This is a genomic window from Psychrobacillus sp. NPDC093200 (genome assembly GCF_050280345.1).
Classification (GTDB): domain Bacteria; phylum Bacillota; class Bacilli; order Bacillales_A; family Planococcaceae; genus Psychrobacillus; species Psychrobacillus faecigallinarum.
In genome coordinates this window covers 663,654-682,380 of sequence record NZ_JBNNVC010000001.1, presented here as the reverse complement: position 1 = coordinate 682,380, position 18,727 = coordinate 663,654, and the positions used below count along the sequence as shown (strand labels likewise).

16 protein-coding genes are annotated in these 18,727 nt (G+C 38.7%); 3 read left to right on the top strand and 13 right to left on the bottom strand.

All coding sequences use genetic code 11. The features are described from left to right. Positions 1-6 precede the first annotated feature (6 nt). The 13 genes from argC to ACQKNZ_RS03420 form a co-directional block, all read right to left on the bottom strand. Positions 7-1,041, bottom strand: a complete 1,035-nt coding sequence (gene argC / locus ACQKNZ_RS03480) for an N-acetyl-gamma-glutamyl-phosphate reductase (RefSeq protein WP_427658154.1) — start codon at positions 1,039-1,041, stop codon at positions 7-9. 263 nt (positions 1,042-1,304) lie between these two features. Further along, positions 1,305-2,261 carry an NAD-dependent epimerase/dehydratase family protein gene (locus ACQKNZ_RS03475; RefSeq protein ID WP_191696638.1) on the bottom strand — a complete coding sequence of 319 codons (957 nt, stop codon included), beginning with the start codon at positions 2,259-2,261 and terminating at the stop codon, positions 1,305-1,307. Between the two features lie 575 nt (positions 2,262-2,836). Then, complete coding sequence (locus ACQKNZ_RS03470) at positions 2,837-3,934, bottom strand: anti-sigma factor domain-containing protein (RefSeq protein WP_427658152.1); 1,098 nt, start codon at positions 3,932-3,934, stop codon at positions 2,837-2,839. Beyond that, positions 3,934-4,683: an RNA polymerase sigma-I factor gene (gene sigI, locus ACQKNZ_RS03465; protein WP_191696640.1), complete on the bottom strand. Its 750-nt coding sequence runs from the start codon at positions 4,681-4,683 to the stop codon at positions 3,934-3,936. The genes ACQKNZ_RS03470 and sigI overlap by 1 nt, the downstream gene beginning before the upstream one ends. Before the next feature lie 86 nt (positions 4,684-4,769). Beyond that, positions 4,770-5,753, bottom strand: a complete 984-nt coding sequence (locus tag ACQKNZ_RS03460; RefSeq protein WP_427658149.1) for a hypothetical protein — start codon at positions 5,751-5,753, stop codon at positions 4,770-4,772. A 196-nt stretch (positions 5,754-5,949) separates the two neighbouring features. After that, positions 5,950-6,864, bottom strand: coding sequence for a DMT family transporter (locus ACQKNZ_RS03455; RefSeq protein WP_151111272.1), 915 nt, complete (start codon positions 6,862-6,864; stop codon positions 5,950-5,952). 247 nt (positions 6,865-7,111) lie between these two features. Further along, positions 7,112-7,525, bottom strand: coding sequence for a DUF4262 domain-containing protein (locus ACQKNZ_RS03450; RefSeq protein ID WP_427658147.1), 414 nt, complete (start codon positions 7,523-7,525; stop codon positions 7,112-7,114). Positions 7,526-7,888: 363 nt separating this feature from the next. Further along, the gene (locus ACQKNZ_RS03445) at positions 7,889-9,145 is read right to left on the bottom strand and encodes a hypothetical protein (RefSeq protein ID WP_191696643.1); all 1,257 of its coding nucleotides are present in this window, start codon (positions 9,143-9,145) and stop codon (positions 7,889-7,891) included. Further along, entirely contained in the window at positions 9,142-9,819 is a 678-nt protein-coding gene (locus ACQKNZ_RS03440; RefSeq protein WP_144540459.1) for a hypothetical protein, read from the bottom strand. Before ACQKNZ_RS03440 ends, ACQKNZ_RS03445 begins: the two co-directional genes overlap by 4 nt. Positions 9,820-9,833: 14 nt before the next feature. Next, positions 9,834-11,213: a S41 family peptidase gene (locus tag ACQKNZ_RS03435; protein WP_427658145.1), complete on the bottom strand. Its 1,380-nt coding sequence runs from the start codon at positions 11,211-11,213 to the stop codon at positions 9,834-9,836. A gap of 178 nt (positions 11,214-11,391) precedes the next feature. Next, positions 11,392-12,207: a flagellin gene (locus ACQKNZ_RS03430; protein WP_340844156.1), complete on the bottom strand. Its 816-nt coding sequence runs from the start codon at positions 12,205-12,207 to the stop codon at positions 11,392-11,394. A gap of 353 nt (positions 12,208-12,560) precedes the next feature. Then, positions 12,561-13,025: a transcriptional regulator gene (locus ACQKNZ_RS03425; protein ID WP_144540466.1), complete on the bottom strand. Its 465-nt coding sequence runs from the start codon at positions 13,023-13,025 to the stop codon at positions 12,561-12,563. Positions 13,026-13,356: 331 nt separating this feature from the next. Then, entirely contained in the window at positions 13,357-13,611 is a 255-nt protein-coding gene (locus ACQKNZ_RS03420) for a hypothetical protein (protein ID WP_427658142.1), read from the bottom strand. A 267-nt stretch (positions 13,612-13,878) separates the two neighbouring features. Here ACQKNZ_RS03420 and ACQKNZ_RS03415 point away from each other — a divergent pair, with 267 nt between their 5' ends. The 3 genes from ACQKNZ_RS03415 (at position 13,879) to ACQKNZ_RS03405 (ending at position 18,698) form a co-directional block, all read left to right on the top strand. Beyond that, on the top strand, positions 13,879-14,277 hold the full coding sequence (locus ACQKNZ_RS03415; RefSeq protein ID WP_151111281.1) for a helix-turn-helix domain-containing protein: 399 nt from the start codon (positions 13,879-13,881) through the stop codon (positions 14,275-14,277). A 132-nt stretch (positions 14,278-14,409) separates the two neighbouring features. Then, positions 14,410-15,990: a hypothetical protein gene (locus ACQKNZ_RS03410; protein ID WP_427658140.1), complete on the top strand. Its 1,581-nt coding sequence runs from the start codon at positions 14,410-14,412 to the stop codon at positions 15,988-15,990. Next, on the top strand, positions 15,987-18,698 hold the full coding sequence (locus tag ACQKNZ_RS03405) for a DEAD/DEAH box helicase (protein WP_427658138.1): 2,712 nt from the start codon (positions 15,987-15,989) through the stop codon (positions 18,696-18,698). Before ACQKNZ_RS03410 ends, ACQKNZ_RS03405 begins: the two co-directional genes overlap by 4 nt. Positions 18,699-18,727: the final 29 nt, after the last annotated feature.

The following is an 18,727-nucleotide window of genomic DNA, read 5'->3' as shown; positions in this document are numbered from 1 at the left end:
CTCCTTTTAAATGAATAATGGTACGAGCGAGAGGCCCGTTGTTTGTTTAAGATTAAATTGGACATTCATATTTTGAACTGCCTGCCCTGCAGCACCCTTTACTAGGTTGTCGATAACTGAAACAATAGTTGCTCGGTTCGTACGCGGGTCTATCTTCACATGAATATCGCAATAGTTGGAGCCGTATACCTGGTTTGTGCCGAATTTATTCGTGTCTTTTATTATTCGGACAAATGGTTGGTTTGCGTATGTTTCCTGTAACGTGTTCACTAGATCTGCTTCTGTGACTCGTTCGTTCACTGGTGCATAGCTCGTTGCGAGAATTCCTCTTGTCATCGGAACAAGATGTGTCGTGAAGGTGATTGGCGTCGACTGTTTCGCAAACATTTGAATTGCCTGTTCGATTTCCGGAATATGCTGGTGCTCGTGAAGCTTGTATATTGCTGTATTTTCGTTTGTCTCACTGTAATGTGTCATCTGGCTCGGCTTGTTGCCTGCTCCAGAGATACCACTTTTAGCATCAATGACGAGATGTCTAGCGTCGATCAGGTTTTCTTTGATAAGCGGTAGCAAGGAAAGCAGGACGGCAGTTGGGTAACATCCCGGGTTAGCAATGAGCTGTGCTTTGGCGATAGCAGGAGTATTCCATTCCGTTAAGCCATATACACTTTTTTTGACTGCATCAGCCGGAGCTGGAGCCTTTTTGTACCACTGCTCGTATGTAGGAAGATCCTTCAGACGAAAGTCACCGGATAGGTCGATTAGCTTTGGCTTCGTTCCAATCAGTGCTGGCAATAGCTCAGAGGAAACCCCTGAGGGAGTGCTCGTGAACAATACATCATACTCTGCTAATCTATCAGTCTCGATTTTTAATAATGGCTGGTCATAAATATTCATTAAAAATGAATATTTATGCGAAAATTGCATACCCTCTTCCGATGAAGAAAATAGATCAATACCTTGCACTTCAGGATGATTATGTAAAAGCCGTATTAACTCAAGTCCACCGTAGCCCGTAGCTCCTATAATTCCTACCTTCATATACCCACCTCTTACCATTTGTTAAAAATATTATAACTATGCATAATTATAAAGTCAACTGTATTTTTATTTGTTTTTTGATGTATTTTATAATAGGTGCTTTATTACAGGTGCCTGGCACCTGTAATATAGCGTAGTAAAAAGAAAATCCGATCAAAGTAGCTGTTTGTACAGCTCCGATCAGATTTTCTTTGTTAGTTTTCGTTTTTTTGGATGTTACGGGTGCCAGGCACCTGTAACATCACACTCACATTGAACTCATCTTATATTAAGACTGGGTTTAGGATTGTTCGTTCTTCTTTTTCTGTTATTGTTTCCACTAGCCAGTTATAAGTTTGTTCTATACCTTTTTCCATTCCAAAGGCAGGGCTCCAGTTAAGAGTTTCTCTCAACTTTTGGTTGCTTAGATTGGATTTATAAATGTCGCCTTGTTTGGCTGTTGAATAGGTAACTTGAAGATCCCCGTGTATATTTGCCATTAGTTTTATGAGATTCTTTAAATTACACTCACTTTGGGTGGAGAGATTATAAATTCCGGTTAGGTTAGAATAGGAAGCTTTATATATAGCATCTGCTACATCTGCTACATAGATAAAATCTCTAGTTTGCTCCCCATCACCAAATACTTCTAGAGGTTTTTCTTTTAATAGCCTGTCTAAAAATATAGATACTACTCCGCCCTCTCCTTCATTACTTTGGCGTGGTCCATACACATTTGAAAATCGAAGTACGACACTATCTAACCCGTATAGTTCCTTCCATTTTTGACAATAGGATTCCCCAATCCATTTGCTTATGCCATACGGAGAGATAGGACTACATGGGATGTCTTCTGTTAGAGGAATTTTCTCGTTCATTCCATAAACTGCTGCAGAGGAGGCAAAAATAAACTTCTTGACGTTATACTTTTGCGATAAAGATAGCATATTCACTAGGCCTACTGTATTAATCTCTGTATCTAGCCTTGGATTTATTATGGATTTGGCTACGCTAACTTGGGCGGCTAAATGAACGACTATATCAAAGTTATACGCTTGAAAAACTTGTTCACAGCTAGAATCTATCACCGACACTCGGTAATGCTCATGTTTAAAGGTAACATTTTCTTTTTTTCCAGAGGACAAATTATCAATAATGAACACTTCATGGCCCTCATTAAAAAATCTTTCTGCTACATGTGATCCAATAAAACCATAGCCCCCTGTTATGAGCACTTTCATCCCAGTTCTCCTCATGTGTACCATTCCCCCCAAACATATTTTTGATGAAAGTATTTTTCTATTGTTGTTGTTGTTATAATTACATACTTTTTAACAGTCGCTCCTTTCATGTAAGAAGATTTCAGCTTTCTTTCTCTAATATCTTTCTTAAATATATTTTGTTAAAACATGAATTTGTCTCTCTTTCTAACGAAAAAGTTCGAATTATATCCTCAAGCACTTAATTCAATCTAAAAAATGATGCTCATGAAAAATATCCTATATCGTTTGGACTAGAATTAATATATGTTCAAATTCAAAGTATATTACCTTTTTAGGAAAAATATTTTTATTAACCTTTAAAACAATGGTCAAATCCATAATTTTTCCAACAAAAATCTCCTTGAACATAATGTCTTATGTTCAAGGAGAATATAGCTCAAGCCTATTCTATTTTTGCCAAACCATCATGGATATATATGAAAAACATCTTATTATTATCACAAAACGATTATTACAGGTGCCAGGCACCTGTAATAATCAATCATTGTCATAAAAAGAGAAGAAGACCAAGAAAAATTTCTTGGTCTTCTTCTTTATCTATGCTCATGTTGTTGTTTGTTCGCATTATTATTATCTTTTTGGTTACCATGATGGGTGTCTTTATTATTGTTACCTTTATTGCCATTATTATTGTCGTTCTTGCCGTCTGGCTTGTTATTTTGCGAATTATTATTTCGGTTGTTCTGATTCTTGCCTTTTGGCTGATCATGTTTATTAGACTGGGGTTGTTCATGTTTGTTTTGATATTCTTGCTTTTCTTTCGACTGGTTAGGGTTCGGTTTGTTTTCGGGATTATGAGATTTATTTTTTTGTTCTTTTACATCTTTGTTCGGTTGTTCCTTTTTCTCCTTCTCCCGCTTGTCAGTAGCAGCTGGAGCATGAGATGGAACGACTGGTTTTTCGACTGAGTTATTTGGTTGCTCTACATTTGTGTTGCTTGGTTTATCTACACTGGTGTTGCTTGGTTGTTCTTTGCCGGTTTTGTTTTCTTTCACTGGCTTTTGTTCTTTTTGTTTGTACTTTTGAATGGAGGTTTTTTCTTCGTTCGCTCTTTTACGTTCCTCTGTAGAGCTTTCCTTCACATCCACTTTTTGCTCTGTTTGTACAGCCTGTACTTCCTTCACCGCTTGTTCTACCTGAGATTTCACTTCTGGGTTAGCTTCTTTCTCATACACTGTGGTGATTACAAGTTCATCCTGTTTGGCTCCTACATGCTTCACTGCGTGGACTAAGACAGCAGCTAGCGTTAGATCCTCCCACCCTGTAACGTCGAGGGGGGTGTCGTCATCTAAGGAACGGAGAGAAAATACCTTCCCTTCCTCATCTACACCGATTTCGACAGCCCTTTCCCCTTCAAGTTGTACATACGCATAAGCACTGTTTTGCTGAGGAATCAATGATGCGACAAAGAAAATGAGAACAACTGCCGCTACAAGCACTGGTGCTAGAATCTTTGGCTTTATTTGTGTCAGTAAAAATGGAGCACTTGCTTCTAGCACTTGAAATTCTACCTCGGCACCAATCACTGGGTCATCAACCAATGGGGTACCACGCAGAAATTCGCCTTCGCCTGTAAGAAAGACATAGTAGGTGTCTTTCTTTTCGCAGACAACGCCTCTATACGTGCGCATCATATGATTTCTCCTTTCACATAATCTTTTATATAAACGAAGTCACTGTTTAGCAACAATATTACAGCAATCATGTATTTGCGATGCCGTTCTAATGTTTTGCGTGATACATCAACCAGTGCTTCGATATCTTTGAGCGGAAGCCGTTTGTGCTTGATAAAGGATTGATAGAGTTCCTCTGATTCGGAGATAATTTGTGCCACTAAAAAGGCAGTCTTCCTTGCATCCTTATGCTTTGGTGCAGCCACGGTTAATTCATTAAAGGATAAATTATATTCCGCAAGCAGCTCTCCGTATCGAATCAGTTCCTCTCTCCTAGCCTCCGTCAATTGTTCTTCCGTATATGATTCAATCGATTGCTCATTCCATATAAAATGTTGCTCGTCTACGCTTTCGTCAGATGCCCCAGTATGGAGTAAGAGCACCTTTTCCTTACGGGCAGCTTCTTTTCGAATAAAGTCAACGAGCCGCCTTTTAATGATTAGATGAGCAAGTGTTTGTAGTGATGCATTTTCTTTTGGGTTGTAAGCAAGTACTGCTTCGTGAAAGCCATTAAGCGCGATACTATATTCTTCATCCTGCTCATCGATTGGTCGCTTACAAATATATGCTGCTGTCTTCTTTATAAAGGAGGTATTGGCTAAAAGGAGGTCATTGATTGCCTCCTCTTCGCCAGCTATTGTCCCTGAACCTAGCTTTCTTTTATTCTGTTTTGTTTTGAATAGGCCCTGAATAATGGACAAAAGCATACATACCCTCCGTTCTCATAAGCTCCGTATAAACTTGTATTGTAGCTGTCTATTCGGGAAATGAAAAGCGGTATTATGAAATATGATTAATTTCTATCATTTTTGTCGTTGTGTTGGTTGTTGTTATTATCATGTTTGTTGTGCTTGTCATGGTTGTGATTTGGGCCATGATTATGATTATGTTGTTTGTCGTCTTTCCCATGTGGATGCTTATGTTGCTTTTCTGCTTTTTTATCAGTCACTTTTTGTTCCTGTAGTGCTTTTTTTGCTGCAATTTCTGCTGCTTTTGCTTTTTTCGCTGCTTCTATTTCCGCTTGCTTCGCTGCTTTTTCAGCTTCGCGTTTTGCTTCTTTTGCAGCTTTTTCTGCTGCTCTTTTTGCCTCAGCTTCTGCTTTTGCTGCTTCCTTAGCTGCTTTTTCTTCTGCTTTTTTCTTTTCTAGCTCAGCTTTTTTCTTTTCTTTTTCTGCTTTGTCCTGTTCCTTGTCTTTGTTAGGTTTATCGTTTACCGGAGGGACAATGACAGGTTTGTCTTCTTTAGGCTCTTCTTGTTTATTTAAATAATTTTGAAGCTCAGTAATCACTGCTTTAACTTGTGTGATAATTGCTGCTTTTGTGTCTGCACTAGGAGCTTGCTGATAAGTTTTGAACAACACGATTAATCGATCGATTGCAGCCGTAAGCTCTGGCGCTTTCTCTTTATAGATATCTTTTTGAGTAGTTTCATACTCTGCAATAACTCGATTAATCACGTTTAAGATTGCTGCTTTTGCTTCTGTGCTGCCAGCATTTTCGTAAGCCTTCATCAATCCAACTAGCTTTTCCGTCGACACTTCCACTGGAATATCCAAATTTGTTGCTGGTGTTGCAGTAGTAGTTGTTGATTCTGCGGCTGCTTTTGTTGTTTCTGGTGTTGTCGTTGTTTGAGTTGCTTCTGTTGATTCGTTTGTGTTTTTGTATACATCATTGATGCTGACCGTGTCATAATTTCCACTAGCCCACGCATAACCTGCACCTGATACTGTCAAAGTAGCTACTAATACAGCTACTCCAGTCTTCTTCCATTTCTGCATTTGATCACCTCGAATAGAATTTGCCCAGCGTTTCTTATGCGGACACCTAGTTATTCGAACGATGAACATTTTTTATGGGGGTCGATTTAAAAACTTTTTTGTTTTGTTACAGGTGCCTGGCACTTGTAATATTGTTACTACTACATTACGGGTGCCAGGCACCTGACATAAAGCTGTAATCAAAAAGCAGCTACCCTCAGGTAGCTACTTTTTTGGTTTTATGCTTTTTCCATAGATCTTCTGCTGCTCCTGAGCCAAGGATTACTCCGGCTATGATGAATATTAGGCTAGCAAGGTGATTCCACCCTAGTACTTCTCCTAAGAAAATGACAGAGAAGATTAGCGAGAATACGGTGTTCAGGTTCATAAAAATGGCGGATTTGGTTGCTCCTGCTTTGCCGACTGCATAATTGTATAGCATATGACCAATTGCAGTACTGAAGATTGCAGAGGCGAAGAAAATTGCCCAGAACTTTAAATCCATTTCTGCAAATTGAGTGATCGCATTCGGCTCTTGGATAAAGCTAATTATGATTAGAATTAGCGAACCAATTACTAGCATATAAGCTGTCAGCAGTCTAGGATCCAATGTTCTAGCGGCCTTGCTGATGACCATATAACTCATTACCTGTGCGATTATAGCAAGAAATACAAAGAAATCTCCTAGACCGGAACTACCAATATCACTGCCCCCAGCCACTGAGAGACTTACTCCGATTGTCCCAAAAATAACTCCAAGCCATTGTATTTTAGAAGGAAAGTATCTTAAGATAAATGCCCCCGCTATAGCTGTTAGCATCGGTCCTGTCCCAAGAATCAATCCACCATGCGTGCCACTTGTAATCGATAGCCCCATGTTTAAAAAATAATGATGGCCCACTACGTTCGTCAGTGACCCAATCGCTATATACTTCCATTCCTGTTTAGACGGCTTTCGGATTAATTTCATTTTCCATAAAATTAGAAATACTGTTATACCAGCTGTCAAAATACGGAAGGCAGTGAGGGTTACCGGTGAAACCTCTGCTATTAAATACTTTAGCATTGGTAGATTAACTCCCCATATTAACATTACAAATACGAGCATACCGTATATTTTCCACTGGTTCATATAGTTATTCGCCTTGCTTTCATTTAGGTTAAACCTTAGTATATCGAAATAATGGTAATATGTTAAGAGAATCATCCTCTATGTATTCGGGTTTTCGCCAGCCGGAACAAAATAAGAAAAGACATAACTATAAAACAATATGTTATGCCCTCTCTATTATCTAATTCATTTATTAATGACTACCTTTGATAAGTGTTTTTAACACCAAATTTTCCCGCTTCCCATATCTTTTTATCGTTCTTCCATATTAAACATCGCTGTCAAAATCATAATCATCTAGCTGACTTTTATAAAATTCGTGACAGTTCTCTTCAGTTGGCAACACTCCACCTTCATCAGGCAAAAGGACTCTTAACACATCCCGTCCCATTTCTCTATACTGTTTAAATTCCACTCTATAGCCCTCTATGATGTCGGAGTATTTTTTGTTTTCTTCAAATATTTTCCCATTTCGGATGTCCTCTATTAAATTTAAGAAAATACCATTCGCAACCTCTGGGTCAATATTAAGTACGATTTGAAAATCAATATGATTAAAATTCTCTTTCACTCCATGAGTATGATAATTAGAGTGAATTTGGTCATATTCTTCAGCGTAAATAATATCCATATACCAGCCGTATTCTTCTATCATTTGCTTTTCCCATTCCTCATTTTCCAAGTGATTTCCTCCAAATCTTTATTCAGCTAAGCTTCGCTTACATATTTTCTAGCAAATATGCAACTTTCTTTAAAACGTGTAATTCTTTAGTATTTATAAGACGAATTAAACACTCAAGATGTTCGAGCTTTCTTTTTAGTTAAGTGTGTGTCATGAACACGATGCGAAAGCGACTGTTGTGATGACTTAACGCTCCCTCAGTGGAAAGCGTACAACTAGATTGAATATATTCCTTATTACAATTGACCGCCCTTGTTTTCCTATTTCGAGCTACCATTTTAAAACACTGTAAAATACAAAAAAGAGAATATATGCCCTAATGAACATCATATCCTCTTAATTGTTTAGTTAACTGCTATATAGTTATTTGTACGTTAGGTATTTAAGATAATCTTTCCAGCTGACTGCTTTTATACTGTTCCAGGATGGTGATTCTAATGGAAATGGTAGGAATGCTGGTGCCTTATCTGTTTTTGGCTCCTTTTCTAGGACAATCATTCCACTTTCAAGTCCCGAAAGAATAGCAAAGTTATCTAGATAGAAGGGTATGGTTACTTTTGTTCGGGCAATTTTTCCTTCTTCAGTTAATATGTAGAGCTCTGCTTTTTCCTTTGAAGGGTTTAACAGCCAATCAGATTTTATTTTTACTGCATTGTCTGTTTGAGCAGTTGTAATAACGGAGTTCATATTTGCGGCAAATGGCAGATTTACCGGCTCTCCAGTTGGTTGGATCATGACCCCATATAGTGGCTCCTCAGCTTTTGAGTCGAATTGCTTGTAGGCCGACAGCCATGGAGAACTGTTAGTCGGGACTTGATTTTTCGTTATAATGCCACCTTCTACCACAGTTTCACTATGTGAGGAGTAGTTTCGAACTGGCTGATCCTTTTCTAACTCATGCCATTCCTTTTCAGGAACGAAGGTAAGTAGCGACTTCTCCTGTGAATAGATGTTTATATTGTATTTACCGTCTAGATTTTCAACAGATGCAATGGTTCCTGCAATTGGGCTAAGGACTGAGACTGCTCCTGTCTCCTGACTGAGCTGTGCGTTAATGATTTGCATTTGGCGCTCTATATCAGCTAGCTTTTGCTCTGCTGCGGCAATAGCTTGGGCATAGCTTCCGTCTTGTTTAAGCTGAACATCCACTTGCACATTCACATCTGTGACGTCGTTGCCTTCATTGCTAGTAGTTGTGTCTGTATCAGAGTAACTGCCCTGGGAGCTAGATTTCTCCGACTCAAGGTTTCCAATAATTTGTTGCAGCTGGCTTTGCTCCTGCATATAAGCCTGTATTTCTGTTTCCCAAATCGCTCGTTGCTCTTCAGCGGAGTCTTGCTTTAATTGTGCAAGCTCCGAATCTGCTGCTATTTCTTCTCCTTCTTTTACCATGATGTTACTTACTTGTTCAGCATCGACTGTCACGGTTATTTCATCTGTAGGTACAACAACGGATTCTTTCTCTAATTCTTTAGCATATGTATTCGTGTTCACTCTCTCGTGATCCTTTAAATAATACGATCTCGCAATTTCACTCTTATCCGAGAACAGTAGAATTGCATTAGCCGCAACAAAGGTAGATACAATGATAGAAATTCCGATTACTAGCCACTTGTTCATGCTGCTTGCCCCCCTTCTATCCATTTTTCAATAGGAAGGATCTCGAACCCTGCAACTAGCAAAGCCAGCACTACCGGGATTGCTATTAAAATAATTATTAGATTACGACCCGACAAGTCTGTGTAGATACGTAGAAACTGATATTGAAGAGCAACAATTAAACCTGTAACTAGGCTTAATTCATTAAAAAAGTATATAAAAAACTTATTGCTTAAAAATAAGGCTGCCATCGGACCAAATGATAGGACCGAAAAGTCTGTTGTATATCCAACTAATGAATATAAAATAAAAACAAATGCTTTTTCCATTAACAGCAGACTCACTACAAAAAGCTGTAATACAGCAATCTTTGCTAAGTCCACGTTCGTTAGTTTATGAAGTATGTATGAAATCCCGAAAAAATAAAATGCGATATAAATAAGCGACCAAAGAATAGCTCCTATAAGGGAAACGATTCTAGCAATCACATATGTTTCTCCAAATCCTTTTGCAAATAGGGAGGTAAGTCCTTCTGTATGCATTCCCCAAACGTCTCGAAGGGCAAACAGAAGCACCCCGCATAATACAACGAACCATACGCGTCCTTTAAAGTCGCGCATGGTCGAATCCTTTAATGACATTGCTAATTCTTGTTGATGAAAAAGATATTTCCAAAATCTAAATTCAAAAAACACTAGGTGTTCCCCCTTTATGGTTGAACAGTCACCTCGACATATGCACCTTTTTCCATCTTAGTGTCTTTGTTTGACTGGAAGGTTGGGTGGATGAGTAGGAGGTATGCTGCTCCTCTTTCTAATGCTGCTTTTGGTATGACTTTTAATTGTTTTGCTGACTTTTGCTCTATTGTGACTGGAGTTCCCTCTGTCTCACCCAATTTAATCAATTCAACTCTCTCTTTGTCATTCAGTTGAATCGTTTTAGAAAATGTAATAGTAAACTGTTTATTGGTCATCACGTTTTTTATGGCCGGCATTTTCTTATATGTTTGATAATTTTCAAGAATTGCGTCTAAATGTGCTTTTTCTAGCTCCATACCTTCTTCAGTAACTACTTGAGGCTTCACTCCGGTTTTATTCACAGAGCTGCCTTTAGGACCTGCAAACTCCGCGATTGTCAGCTTCAAATATGAGCCGTCCGTTAACTGATAGAACGATTGCATGGAGCCTTTCCCATAAGTCTTTTGACCATAAAGCTTGGCTGACTTCTGGTCCAAGAGCGCTGCTGCCGTCATTTCAGATGCACTCGCGCTATATCCATTCACAAGCACCTTTGTATCCTTTGGAAACAATGCCTTTTGCGAAATAGATTCAACAAGACCAACCTGATTCTTCATCATAAGCATATACGCGTATGGACTGTTCGGAAATAAACCAATTAGCTCCTCTGCGGTTTTAACAAAACCTCCGCCATTGTTACGAAGGTCTAAAATATAGGAGGTTGCACCTTTCCTCGCTAGCTCCTCCTTTGCCGAAATTACCAGGGATGCACCATCCTCAGAAAAGGAATTGACACCAATATAACCTACTCCCTCATTTAAAAGCTTGTGTGTAACTACCGGGACACTAAAGTTTTTTCTCGTTAATATGTATGTTTTCTTTTGGTCCGTTGATTTCAAAACTTCTATGTTAACCTTTGTATCAGCCTTTCCTGTGATCAGGGTAGAAGCCTGCTGCACAGACATTTTCTCAGTCGATGTCCCGTCTATAGATATAATAATATCTCCTGATTCAATTCCAGCTTCCATTGCTGCAGTTCCTTCGAATGTGCTCACTACTTGGATACCCATCTCGTGTTCTTCTATAACAACCCCAATACCTGTTGTTGTATTATTAATAGAGTCTGTATATCTCTTAAACTCTTCCTTTGTAAAATAGGTTGAGTAAGGGTCGAGCTGCTCGATGATAGCATCAATAGAGCTTAGTTCCATTAAATTGGTTGGAAGCTCCCCTTTATAATTTTCTTCTATTACTTGCCTGACCTCATCAATAGGGGCAGCCAATGTTAAAATAGGAGCAAACAGCAGTCCTATTATTAATAAAAATGTAGTTAATCCAGAGACTTTCTTCATAACTAATTCCCACTTCCCATATGCTATAAACCTATCTTAACTTAAAAAAATATGAAATGCTAAAAAGTTTATATATTTGGCAATATAAAAATTCAATTTTATTACAACATAAATGCATTTAACTACTCAGCAAAATAAAACAACCGTGAAAATTTCAATTCACGATTGTTAGAATGAGTTAACTTTTTAGTAGCTGTAGTACGGATTGAGCCTGCTGCATATGCAAGCTTAAAACATATTGACCGGCCTGCATTAAAATATTTGCTTTAGCGAGTGTCATCATCTCTTTAGCTATATCCGCATCTCTTATGCGAGATTCAGCAGCTGTTAAGTTCTCTTCCATATTAACTGCGTTATTATAAGCGTGCTCCAGCCTATTAGTATAGGCACCCATTTTGGAACGCTCTCGAGACACCTGCTTAATGGCTTCATCCATGCCAGCTATCGCAGCATCTGCTTTCTCTCTTGTTGATATCGAGAGATCTTTTAACCCTATGCTATCACCAGACATATTCCCAATGTTAAGCTCGATAGATTGCCCTGAGTTTGCACCTGCCTGAATTTTGATGGAGGTTTGAGTGCCATCCAATAATGTCTTTGTATTGAAATTAGTATCCTTAGAAATTCGATTTACTTCTTTCTTCAATTCCTCAAACTCGATATTAAGCAAATCACGGTCATTGTCCGTCAGCGTATCATTAGCCGCCTGCACACCCAATTCCCTCATCCGTTGCAAAATAGCGTGCGTTTCATTTAGTGCACCTTCCGCCGTCTGCAACAATGATATACCATCCTGAATATTACGTGCTGCCTGCCCAAGGCCTCTAATCTGAGCTCGCATCTTTTCAGAAATCGCTAAACCCGCAGGATCATCCGCTGCACGGTTAATACGATAGCCAGAAGATAGACGTTCCATCGACCGATTAGCAATCGCCCATTGGTTATTCATATTACGAAGAATATTCAAACCAGTCGCATTCCACTTGCCTAGCATCTCTCCACCCCCACCCCATCTATTTAACCTTTATATCGACTCATCCCACAAAAATATCAATAGATAAATTTTTTTTTATTACAGCTAATATATTACAGGTGCCTGGCACCTGTAATATATTAGCTGTAACCTTTATAGACTTAATTCCGACTTATCTATTAAACAGAAAAGAGGTGAGGGTAGGCATGAAAATGACTAAATTTGGTTTCAGTTGGGAGGATATTTTGTTTGGGGTGCTCGGCTCAAGTGCGTTTATCTTTTTCCTTTACTATTTTACTTCCTTTTAACTTTTTGTTCATATAAAAAACACCTTCGAAATAATCTTTTCGTAAGGTGTTTTTTATGTTGAAAAATTAGTCCACATGGTGTCCTCCGTATGTGTCTTTATATTGTTGTAGTTCTTTGAATAGTGCTGCGTCTTTATGAAGTAATGCATAATCTATCATACGTTCAAAATTCTCTTTTTCCAATTGTTTAATAATCTCTTTTGTTCCTTCCAATAGCATCGAGCTAGATTCTTCTACATTATTGTTTGAATTAATAATTGTTTGTAAATGCACATGAATATCAGAGACTAGTAGGAGTTGGTATAAAGGAAGTCGTATAAATCGGTTTCCTTTTTGAAAGACAAATACCTCGGACAGGTTTTCGACTTGTAACGAGTTAGCGTTGACTATTATCTCTTTTCCTTCTACAGGAATAAAATCAAATAGCTCGTCGTCCTTGCGCAAGGAAAAGTATTGATAGGCAAAAACAAGCTTTATCCTATCTCCCTCGAGCTGAGTATAAAAAGGCTTCATTAATTGTACAAGTAACATTCCATATCCCCTCCTGTCCTTTTTGAATTTTCTGATTTATATCAGTATATCATATTCTACATTTTTCGTGTAGTGTATTTATCCAAAAAAACGCATTCATATCCTTGTAGGTATAGGCTTCTCTATTCAAATTTAAAACAGCGAATCTTAGAATAAATGATAGTTAATTTCCACTATAGGAGAGGGAGCCAAGTTCCGGTTCTATAGTCGAGCTTTCTATTTTTTTCTTATGAGGAAATACCCTTCAAGATAGACAAATAATCAAAAAAGAGAATATACTTTCTTAAAATCAAAAAAGCGAACGCAATATGCATTCGCCATTAAAATATTTCTATTTAATTTGCAATGCACTTTCTGCTCTTCCTTTTTCTCTTGGACTTGTAAAGAAACCGTATTTTTTAGGACTGTATTCAATTAAAATAGCTTCAAACACCCTTTGCAGGATCTCTTCCTTCGATGCTTCTCTCACGCTTTTAATATAAAATTGAAGCATATTTTTTTCAAAATCAAGCTGTAGATCGTATATACTGTAGTACTCTGAAACGATTAACGGTATGTGCTTTAAATTGTTTATAGGACTTTCCACAATGTATTTTATGTTCCGCGCCTTTACTCCTATTACCTTGACATGATTGAATCCATTTTTCGAATAAATGTCCAGAGATTCTAATAAAAAAGGTATATGCAATTGAATTCTTTCTACTACTCCCCACTCCTTTCTTATGTAAATTGTCCTATAAGCTTTATATACTATATTTATCCGCTCTTTTAATAAATATCTCCAATTTGGCGATTATTACAGTTTAATCCTATCTTTTCGATATTCTTGTTGCATTGTAAAGGAGGTAATTATATGGCATTTTACGAGCATCTCCGTGCTTATCGAGAACAATTAGATATTACTCAAATGGAAGCAGCGAGAAGAATAGGCATTGACCATTCAGTTTTGTCTAAATACGAAAAGGGTGACTTAGCCATTCCCATTGACTTACTTATGAAAATTAAAGAGGTGTATGCGATCTCGAATGACGATTTTCTAAATATGCTGGAGGATAAGCCTTCTAAAAGTAAGAATCCTGGCTTGGAGGCGCGTGAAAGTCGATCAAAGTATATAGAAGCATTTCAGGAGGAATATGTTACCCCACTTGCATCCTATAAAGAGTTTCGTCTTCTTGTAATGGATATTAAATCAGTTTCCAAAGAGGAAAAGGAACTTAAACGATACATAAAAGGCTTATTAAAAAAAGATTAAAATCCTTACTTATGATCAGCATAGGTAAGGCTTTTTATTTTCGTGAATCACTTTTACACTCCTCTGGCTTTTATTCGAGCAGGATTAAACGTATAATGGAAGGAAAGCCTTTTTTCATTAGGAGAGATTTGTTTGAACCTAACTTCGTATCAAAAATTAGCCAATCATTATAACCAATATATAGATGCGTCCATGCGGACGATTGAAGAGAAACTTAACCCTACTGTTACGGAAGATGAGGAGCTTGTTCGAAGAGCGACCTTTTTTGTGCGTAATGGCGCGGTTTCAATTGCAAATTATTCACTAAAGGACAATCGAATTGATTTTGTGGTTAGAGATGTAACTAACATCGAGGTACGATACTTGCCAATGGTTGACCTGATCCATTGCCCTTGCCAAATGCAGAAGCCATGTAGACATATCGTCGCAGCGGTTTTTTATTTATATCAACAAAACAACTCCCTATCCACTTGGATCTCGGAGTGGAAAGCTAACATAGACCACCTACAGCTATCTCTACTTCGAGATGAACGTAGTCCCAAAAGCTGGGATATGCTAGTGGATAACTTTTTTAGAAAGTTTATCTCCAGCTATCCGCCAACAAGCTTTTATCTTTTAGAATTTGCTATTCACGACTTGAAGGCCCAGGTTCGCAAATCTCGACCATTTGAACGTGAGTGGCAACCTATCTTTGATGTATATGTCAATCTGGCCATACTAACACGCGCATGGCCTTATTTAATTGAATACAACGATACTAATATGCGTAATCGCGTTTACCAGTTTTTAAATGATTATATAGAGGATATTGATGATAGCCTGTCCCAGCTTGCTGCAAAGCCTAAAATGTTTGCAGCGGACCCCTTTTTCGATCAAATGATGGAAAACGCACGGTCCTTTTACTTTGAAGAGGAAGGCCTTGTTCGTTATCGGAAGCACGTATATTTAGCCTGCTGGGAAGCTTTAGTAACAGATAAAGCAGCACGAATGCAGGAAGTCAAATATCTTCAAGAGCTGACCATTGAAGAGGACGGAATCCCGTTAAATATGGTACTTCCATACTTTTACCTCACCTTGTCAATGATGGATGAGCTATTAGATTCTGCTGAGCATATGGAGAAGGATCAGCTCTTGGAGTGGGTGGAGGTTTGTGAAAAGGCCATTCATTCCTCCAACAAGGAATTAGTTAACGAGCTAGCTAGAAAATTACTACCTCACATTTCTTATTATTTAAATGAAGTCATGCAAAACCCTTCTCGAGTCATGCTCATTAGAAGATTAGAATTGCTATTCAACCAAGTAAGTTTAAAAACGGAGGAACTGGAAAAACTGTATCAATCATTCGGTTTATATGGAATCCAATCATACTCCAACTTACTAATCGAACAAAAACGTTATAGGGAATGGATGGCATTGCACCAATCTGCCAACTCATCTCTTGAATATGCTGAGTCCTGTGGATTATCTATAGTGAAGGATGAGGCACCAGAGGTCCTTCTTCCGCTTTACCACCATTATGCCATGAGGTTTATCCAAGAAAAAAACAGATATAGCTATAAGCAAGCTGTTCGTATTTGGAAGAAAATGAAACAGGTTGCGAAGAAAGCAAACGAAATTGATTACTGGAATGCTTATGTGGAAAGTATTCGTGAAAAGTATCGCCGTCTTCGTGCCTTACAACAAGAAATAGAGAAAGGAAACCTGCCATTATGAATAAACCTTTATCTATTACAAAAGAATTTTCCTTGTATATCGATCAAGCAGCAAATGGAAGCTTTCTTCTATCATGTAATGATGCGCCTATCGAAAAATGGGTGGAGACGCTCTACTTAAATCATAGAGAAAGCTTTTTTGGTCTTAACGCACAAGTTGAGGATGACGTATTAATAGCTTCTCCAGTAGAAGTCATTGAACTCTTTTCATCTGAAGCTCATCCCTTCATCACATTCTCTGGTGCTACCGAGCCCTCGCTTCAATGGCTTAAAACCTTTAAAGAAGCAGGAAGTGTTTGGAATTCACCTGATCTTTGGAAGACAGTCGAATTACAGGAAGACAATTTAGAGTTGTCTGCTCCCATAGAGGACAAAGGAAAGCAGCTAGTTGAAAATGCTATCAAGCAAAAGCTTTTTCAGGCAGGGCTTACGATGGAGGACCTACCCGCCCTCATTCCTTTCTTTCATCAAGGCGGCTGGCCCCTAAAATCGCAATCGACCCATCCAAATCTGTTAGTAGCATTGCGCCTGTCCGAGCCGGATGAATTTGATGACACCTGGTTATTAGAAACAGTCGTTCGCGGGAAGAAAAGCAGTGTATACTGGACGCCATCCTTCCGAAAAAAAGTATTGCCTATTAAGCAGGCTCTTCCTGATAAATGGAATGAATATAACACCTATATCGAAGAAACTCAGGCAAAAATCTTTTCCCTAGTCTCCTCGATAGATGCCGTAGAACTGTCGACCTTCTTCTCCTCTCCATTAACCGATGAAGAAGTGCGACGTTTTTTACGTGATGACCTGATCAAACTGCAGGCTCTTGGTTTCGAGGTTGTTCTGCCATCTTGGCTGAAGAGCTTGAAAGAATCTAAAATGCGTGTTAAGACTGTTGCAAAGACTGCCAATACTTATAAAACCGCCGCTGGCTTAAATGAAATCCTCCAATTTAACTGGAGTTTTTCTTTAAACGGTCAGGAAATTTCAGCTGAGGATTTTCAAAAAATGGTCACTGAAAATCGATCATATATACAGGCAGGCAATGAGTGGTTCCGAATAGATGCTGCGTGGATGCATCAAATTCGAGAACTGATGAAGCAGTCCGAGGATGAAAATTGGACCGTGAAGGAGCTTTTATTCCGAGAAATCCCGGAGGAAATTGCTTTAGCTATCGATGATGATGAGCAATCTGATGAGGATCCATTATTCCAATTTGAAATGCAGCAATCTCTTAAAGTATTGATGGAACAGCTGTCTGAGAAAAAAGGTTATCCCACTGTGGAGGTCTCATCCAATCTGTTGACGACTCTTCGACCATATCAGCAGCTGGGCTTAGACTGGCTTGTATTTATGCGAAATGAAAAATTTGGCTCCTGCTTAGCTGATGATATGGGTCTTGGTAAGACAGTCCAATTAATCGCATATCTACTTCATGTCCATGAAAGCGGTGAACAAACAACGCCTTCTTTGATCATTTGTCCAACCTCCGTGCTTGGAAACTGGCAGAAAGAGCTGGCTAAATTTGCTCCTTCTTTAAATGTCCAAACACATTATGGCACAGCGCGAACCCGAGAAATTGATAAAGAAGCTGACGTAGTAATCACAACCTTTGGTACAGCAATGCAGGACATTGAAGCATTAGAGGATTTAGAATGGGCTAGTATAACTCTCGATGAGGCTCAAAACATTAAAAATATGCATACAAAGCAATCTCGTGCGATTCGCAAGCTTACAGGCAAGCATCATATTGCTTTAACTGGAACACCGGTTGAAAATAGATTGTCCGAGCTTTGGTCTATCTTCGACTTTATTCATAAAGGTTATTTGGGTTCCTTCCGTAAATTCCAGGAAAATTATATCGCGCCGATTGAGCGAGATAACTCTGACTCGGTTAAGCATAAACTCCGGGTCAAAATTCAGCCGTTCTTATTAAGAAGAACCAAGCAGGATCCAGAATTGTTGTTAAACCTTCCAGAAAAATTGGAGCAACGCGAGTATTGTGGTTTAACTACCGAGCAAGCAGCGTTATATGAATCCCTTATTCAAGAAACCGTTAGCAAGCTTGATACACTAACCGGCTTTGAGAAAAAGGGGCTTATTCTCAAAATGCTTAGCAAGCTAAAACAACTATGTAATCACCCGGCCCTTTATCTGAAGGAGCCTTTTGATGATGCAGAAGATATGCTTGAACGCTCTGAGAAGCTTGCTCGTATTGTGACACTCGCTGGAGAAATTGCTGCTCGTGGTGAGCAATGTCTGATATTTACACAGTATATCGGAATGGGTCATTTGCTGCAGCATTGCCTGACTGAGCTGTTCGATATAGATGCTCCTTTCTTGACAGGAAGCATGCCAAAAAATCAGCGTGACCATTTAGTAGAGGCGTTTCAGGCAAAGGAATTCCCTGTATTCCTTCTTTCCTTAAAGGCTGGTGGAACTGGTTTGAACCTTACTGCCGCAAGCCACGTGCTGCATGCGGATAGATGGTGGAACCCTGCAGTCGAAAACCAGGCAACTGACAGAGCTTATCGTATCGGTCAAACTAATTTCGTCCATGTCCATAAGTTCATAACTATCGGTACAATTGAAGAAAAAATAGACAAACTTCTTGAACAGAAGCAAGCATTGTCTGAAGAACTGATCCACTCTAGTCAATGGATTACAGAAATGTCGGATGCAGATCTAAAGGATTTGCTTACTCTTTCAATCTAACTGATATCTTGTTAACAAAAACCTGGCCA

Coding starts and splice junctions, on each gene's coding strand:
- argC (WP_427658154.1), bottom strand. CDS start 1,041: ATGAAGGTAGGAATTATAGGAGCTACGGGCTACGGTGGACTTGAGTTA.
- ACQKNZ_RS03475 (WP_191696638.1), bottom strand. CDS start 2,261: ATGAAAGTGCTCATAACAGGGGGCTATGGTTTTATTGGATCACATGTA.
- ACQKNZ_RS03470 (WP_427658152.1), bottom strand. CDS start 3,934: ATGCGCACGTATAGAGGCGTTGTCTGCGAAAAGAAAGACACCTACTAT.
- sigI (WP_191696640.1), bottom strand. CDS start 4,683: ATGCTTTTGTCCATTATTCAGGGCCTATTCAAAACAAAACAGAATAAA.
- ACQKNZ_RS03460 (WP_427658149.1), bottom strand. CDS start 5,753: ATGCAGAAATGGAAGAAGACTGGAGTAGCTGTATTAGTAGCTACTTTG.
- ACQKNZ_RS03455 (WP_151111272.1), bottom strand. CDS start 6,864: ATGAACCAGTGGAAAATATACGGTATGCTCGTATTTGTAATGTTAATA.
- ACQKNZ_RS03445 (WP_191696643.1), bottom strand. CDS start 9,145: ATGAACAAGTGGCTAGTAATCGGAATTTCTATCATTGTATCTACCTTT.
- ACQKNZ_RS03435 (WP_427658145.1), bottom strand. CDS start 11,213: ATGAAGAAAGTCTCTGGATTAACTACATTTTTATTAATAATAGGACTG.
- ACQKNZ_RS03430 (WP_340844156.1), bottom strand. CDS start 12,207: ATGCTAGGCAAGTGGAATGCGACTGGTTTGAATATTCTTCGTAATATG.
- ACQKNZ_RS03425 (WP_144540466.1), bottom strand. CDS start 13,025: ATGTTACTTGTACAATTAATGAAGCCTTTTTATACTCAGCTCGAGGGA.
- ACQKNZ_RS03415 (WP_151111281.1), top strand. CDS start 13,879: ATGGCATTTTACGAGCATCTCCGTGCTTATCGAGAACAATTAGATATT.
- ACQKNZ_RS03405 (WP_427658138.1), top strand. CDS start 15,987: ATGAATAAACCTTTATCTATTACAAAAGAATTTTCCTTGTATATCGAT.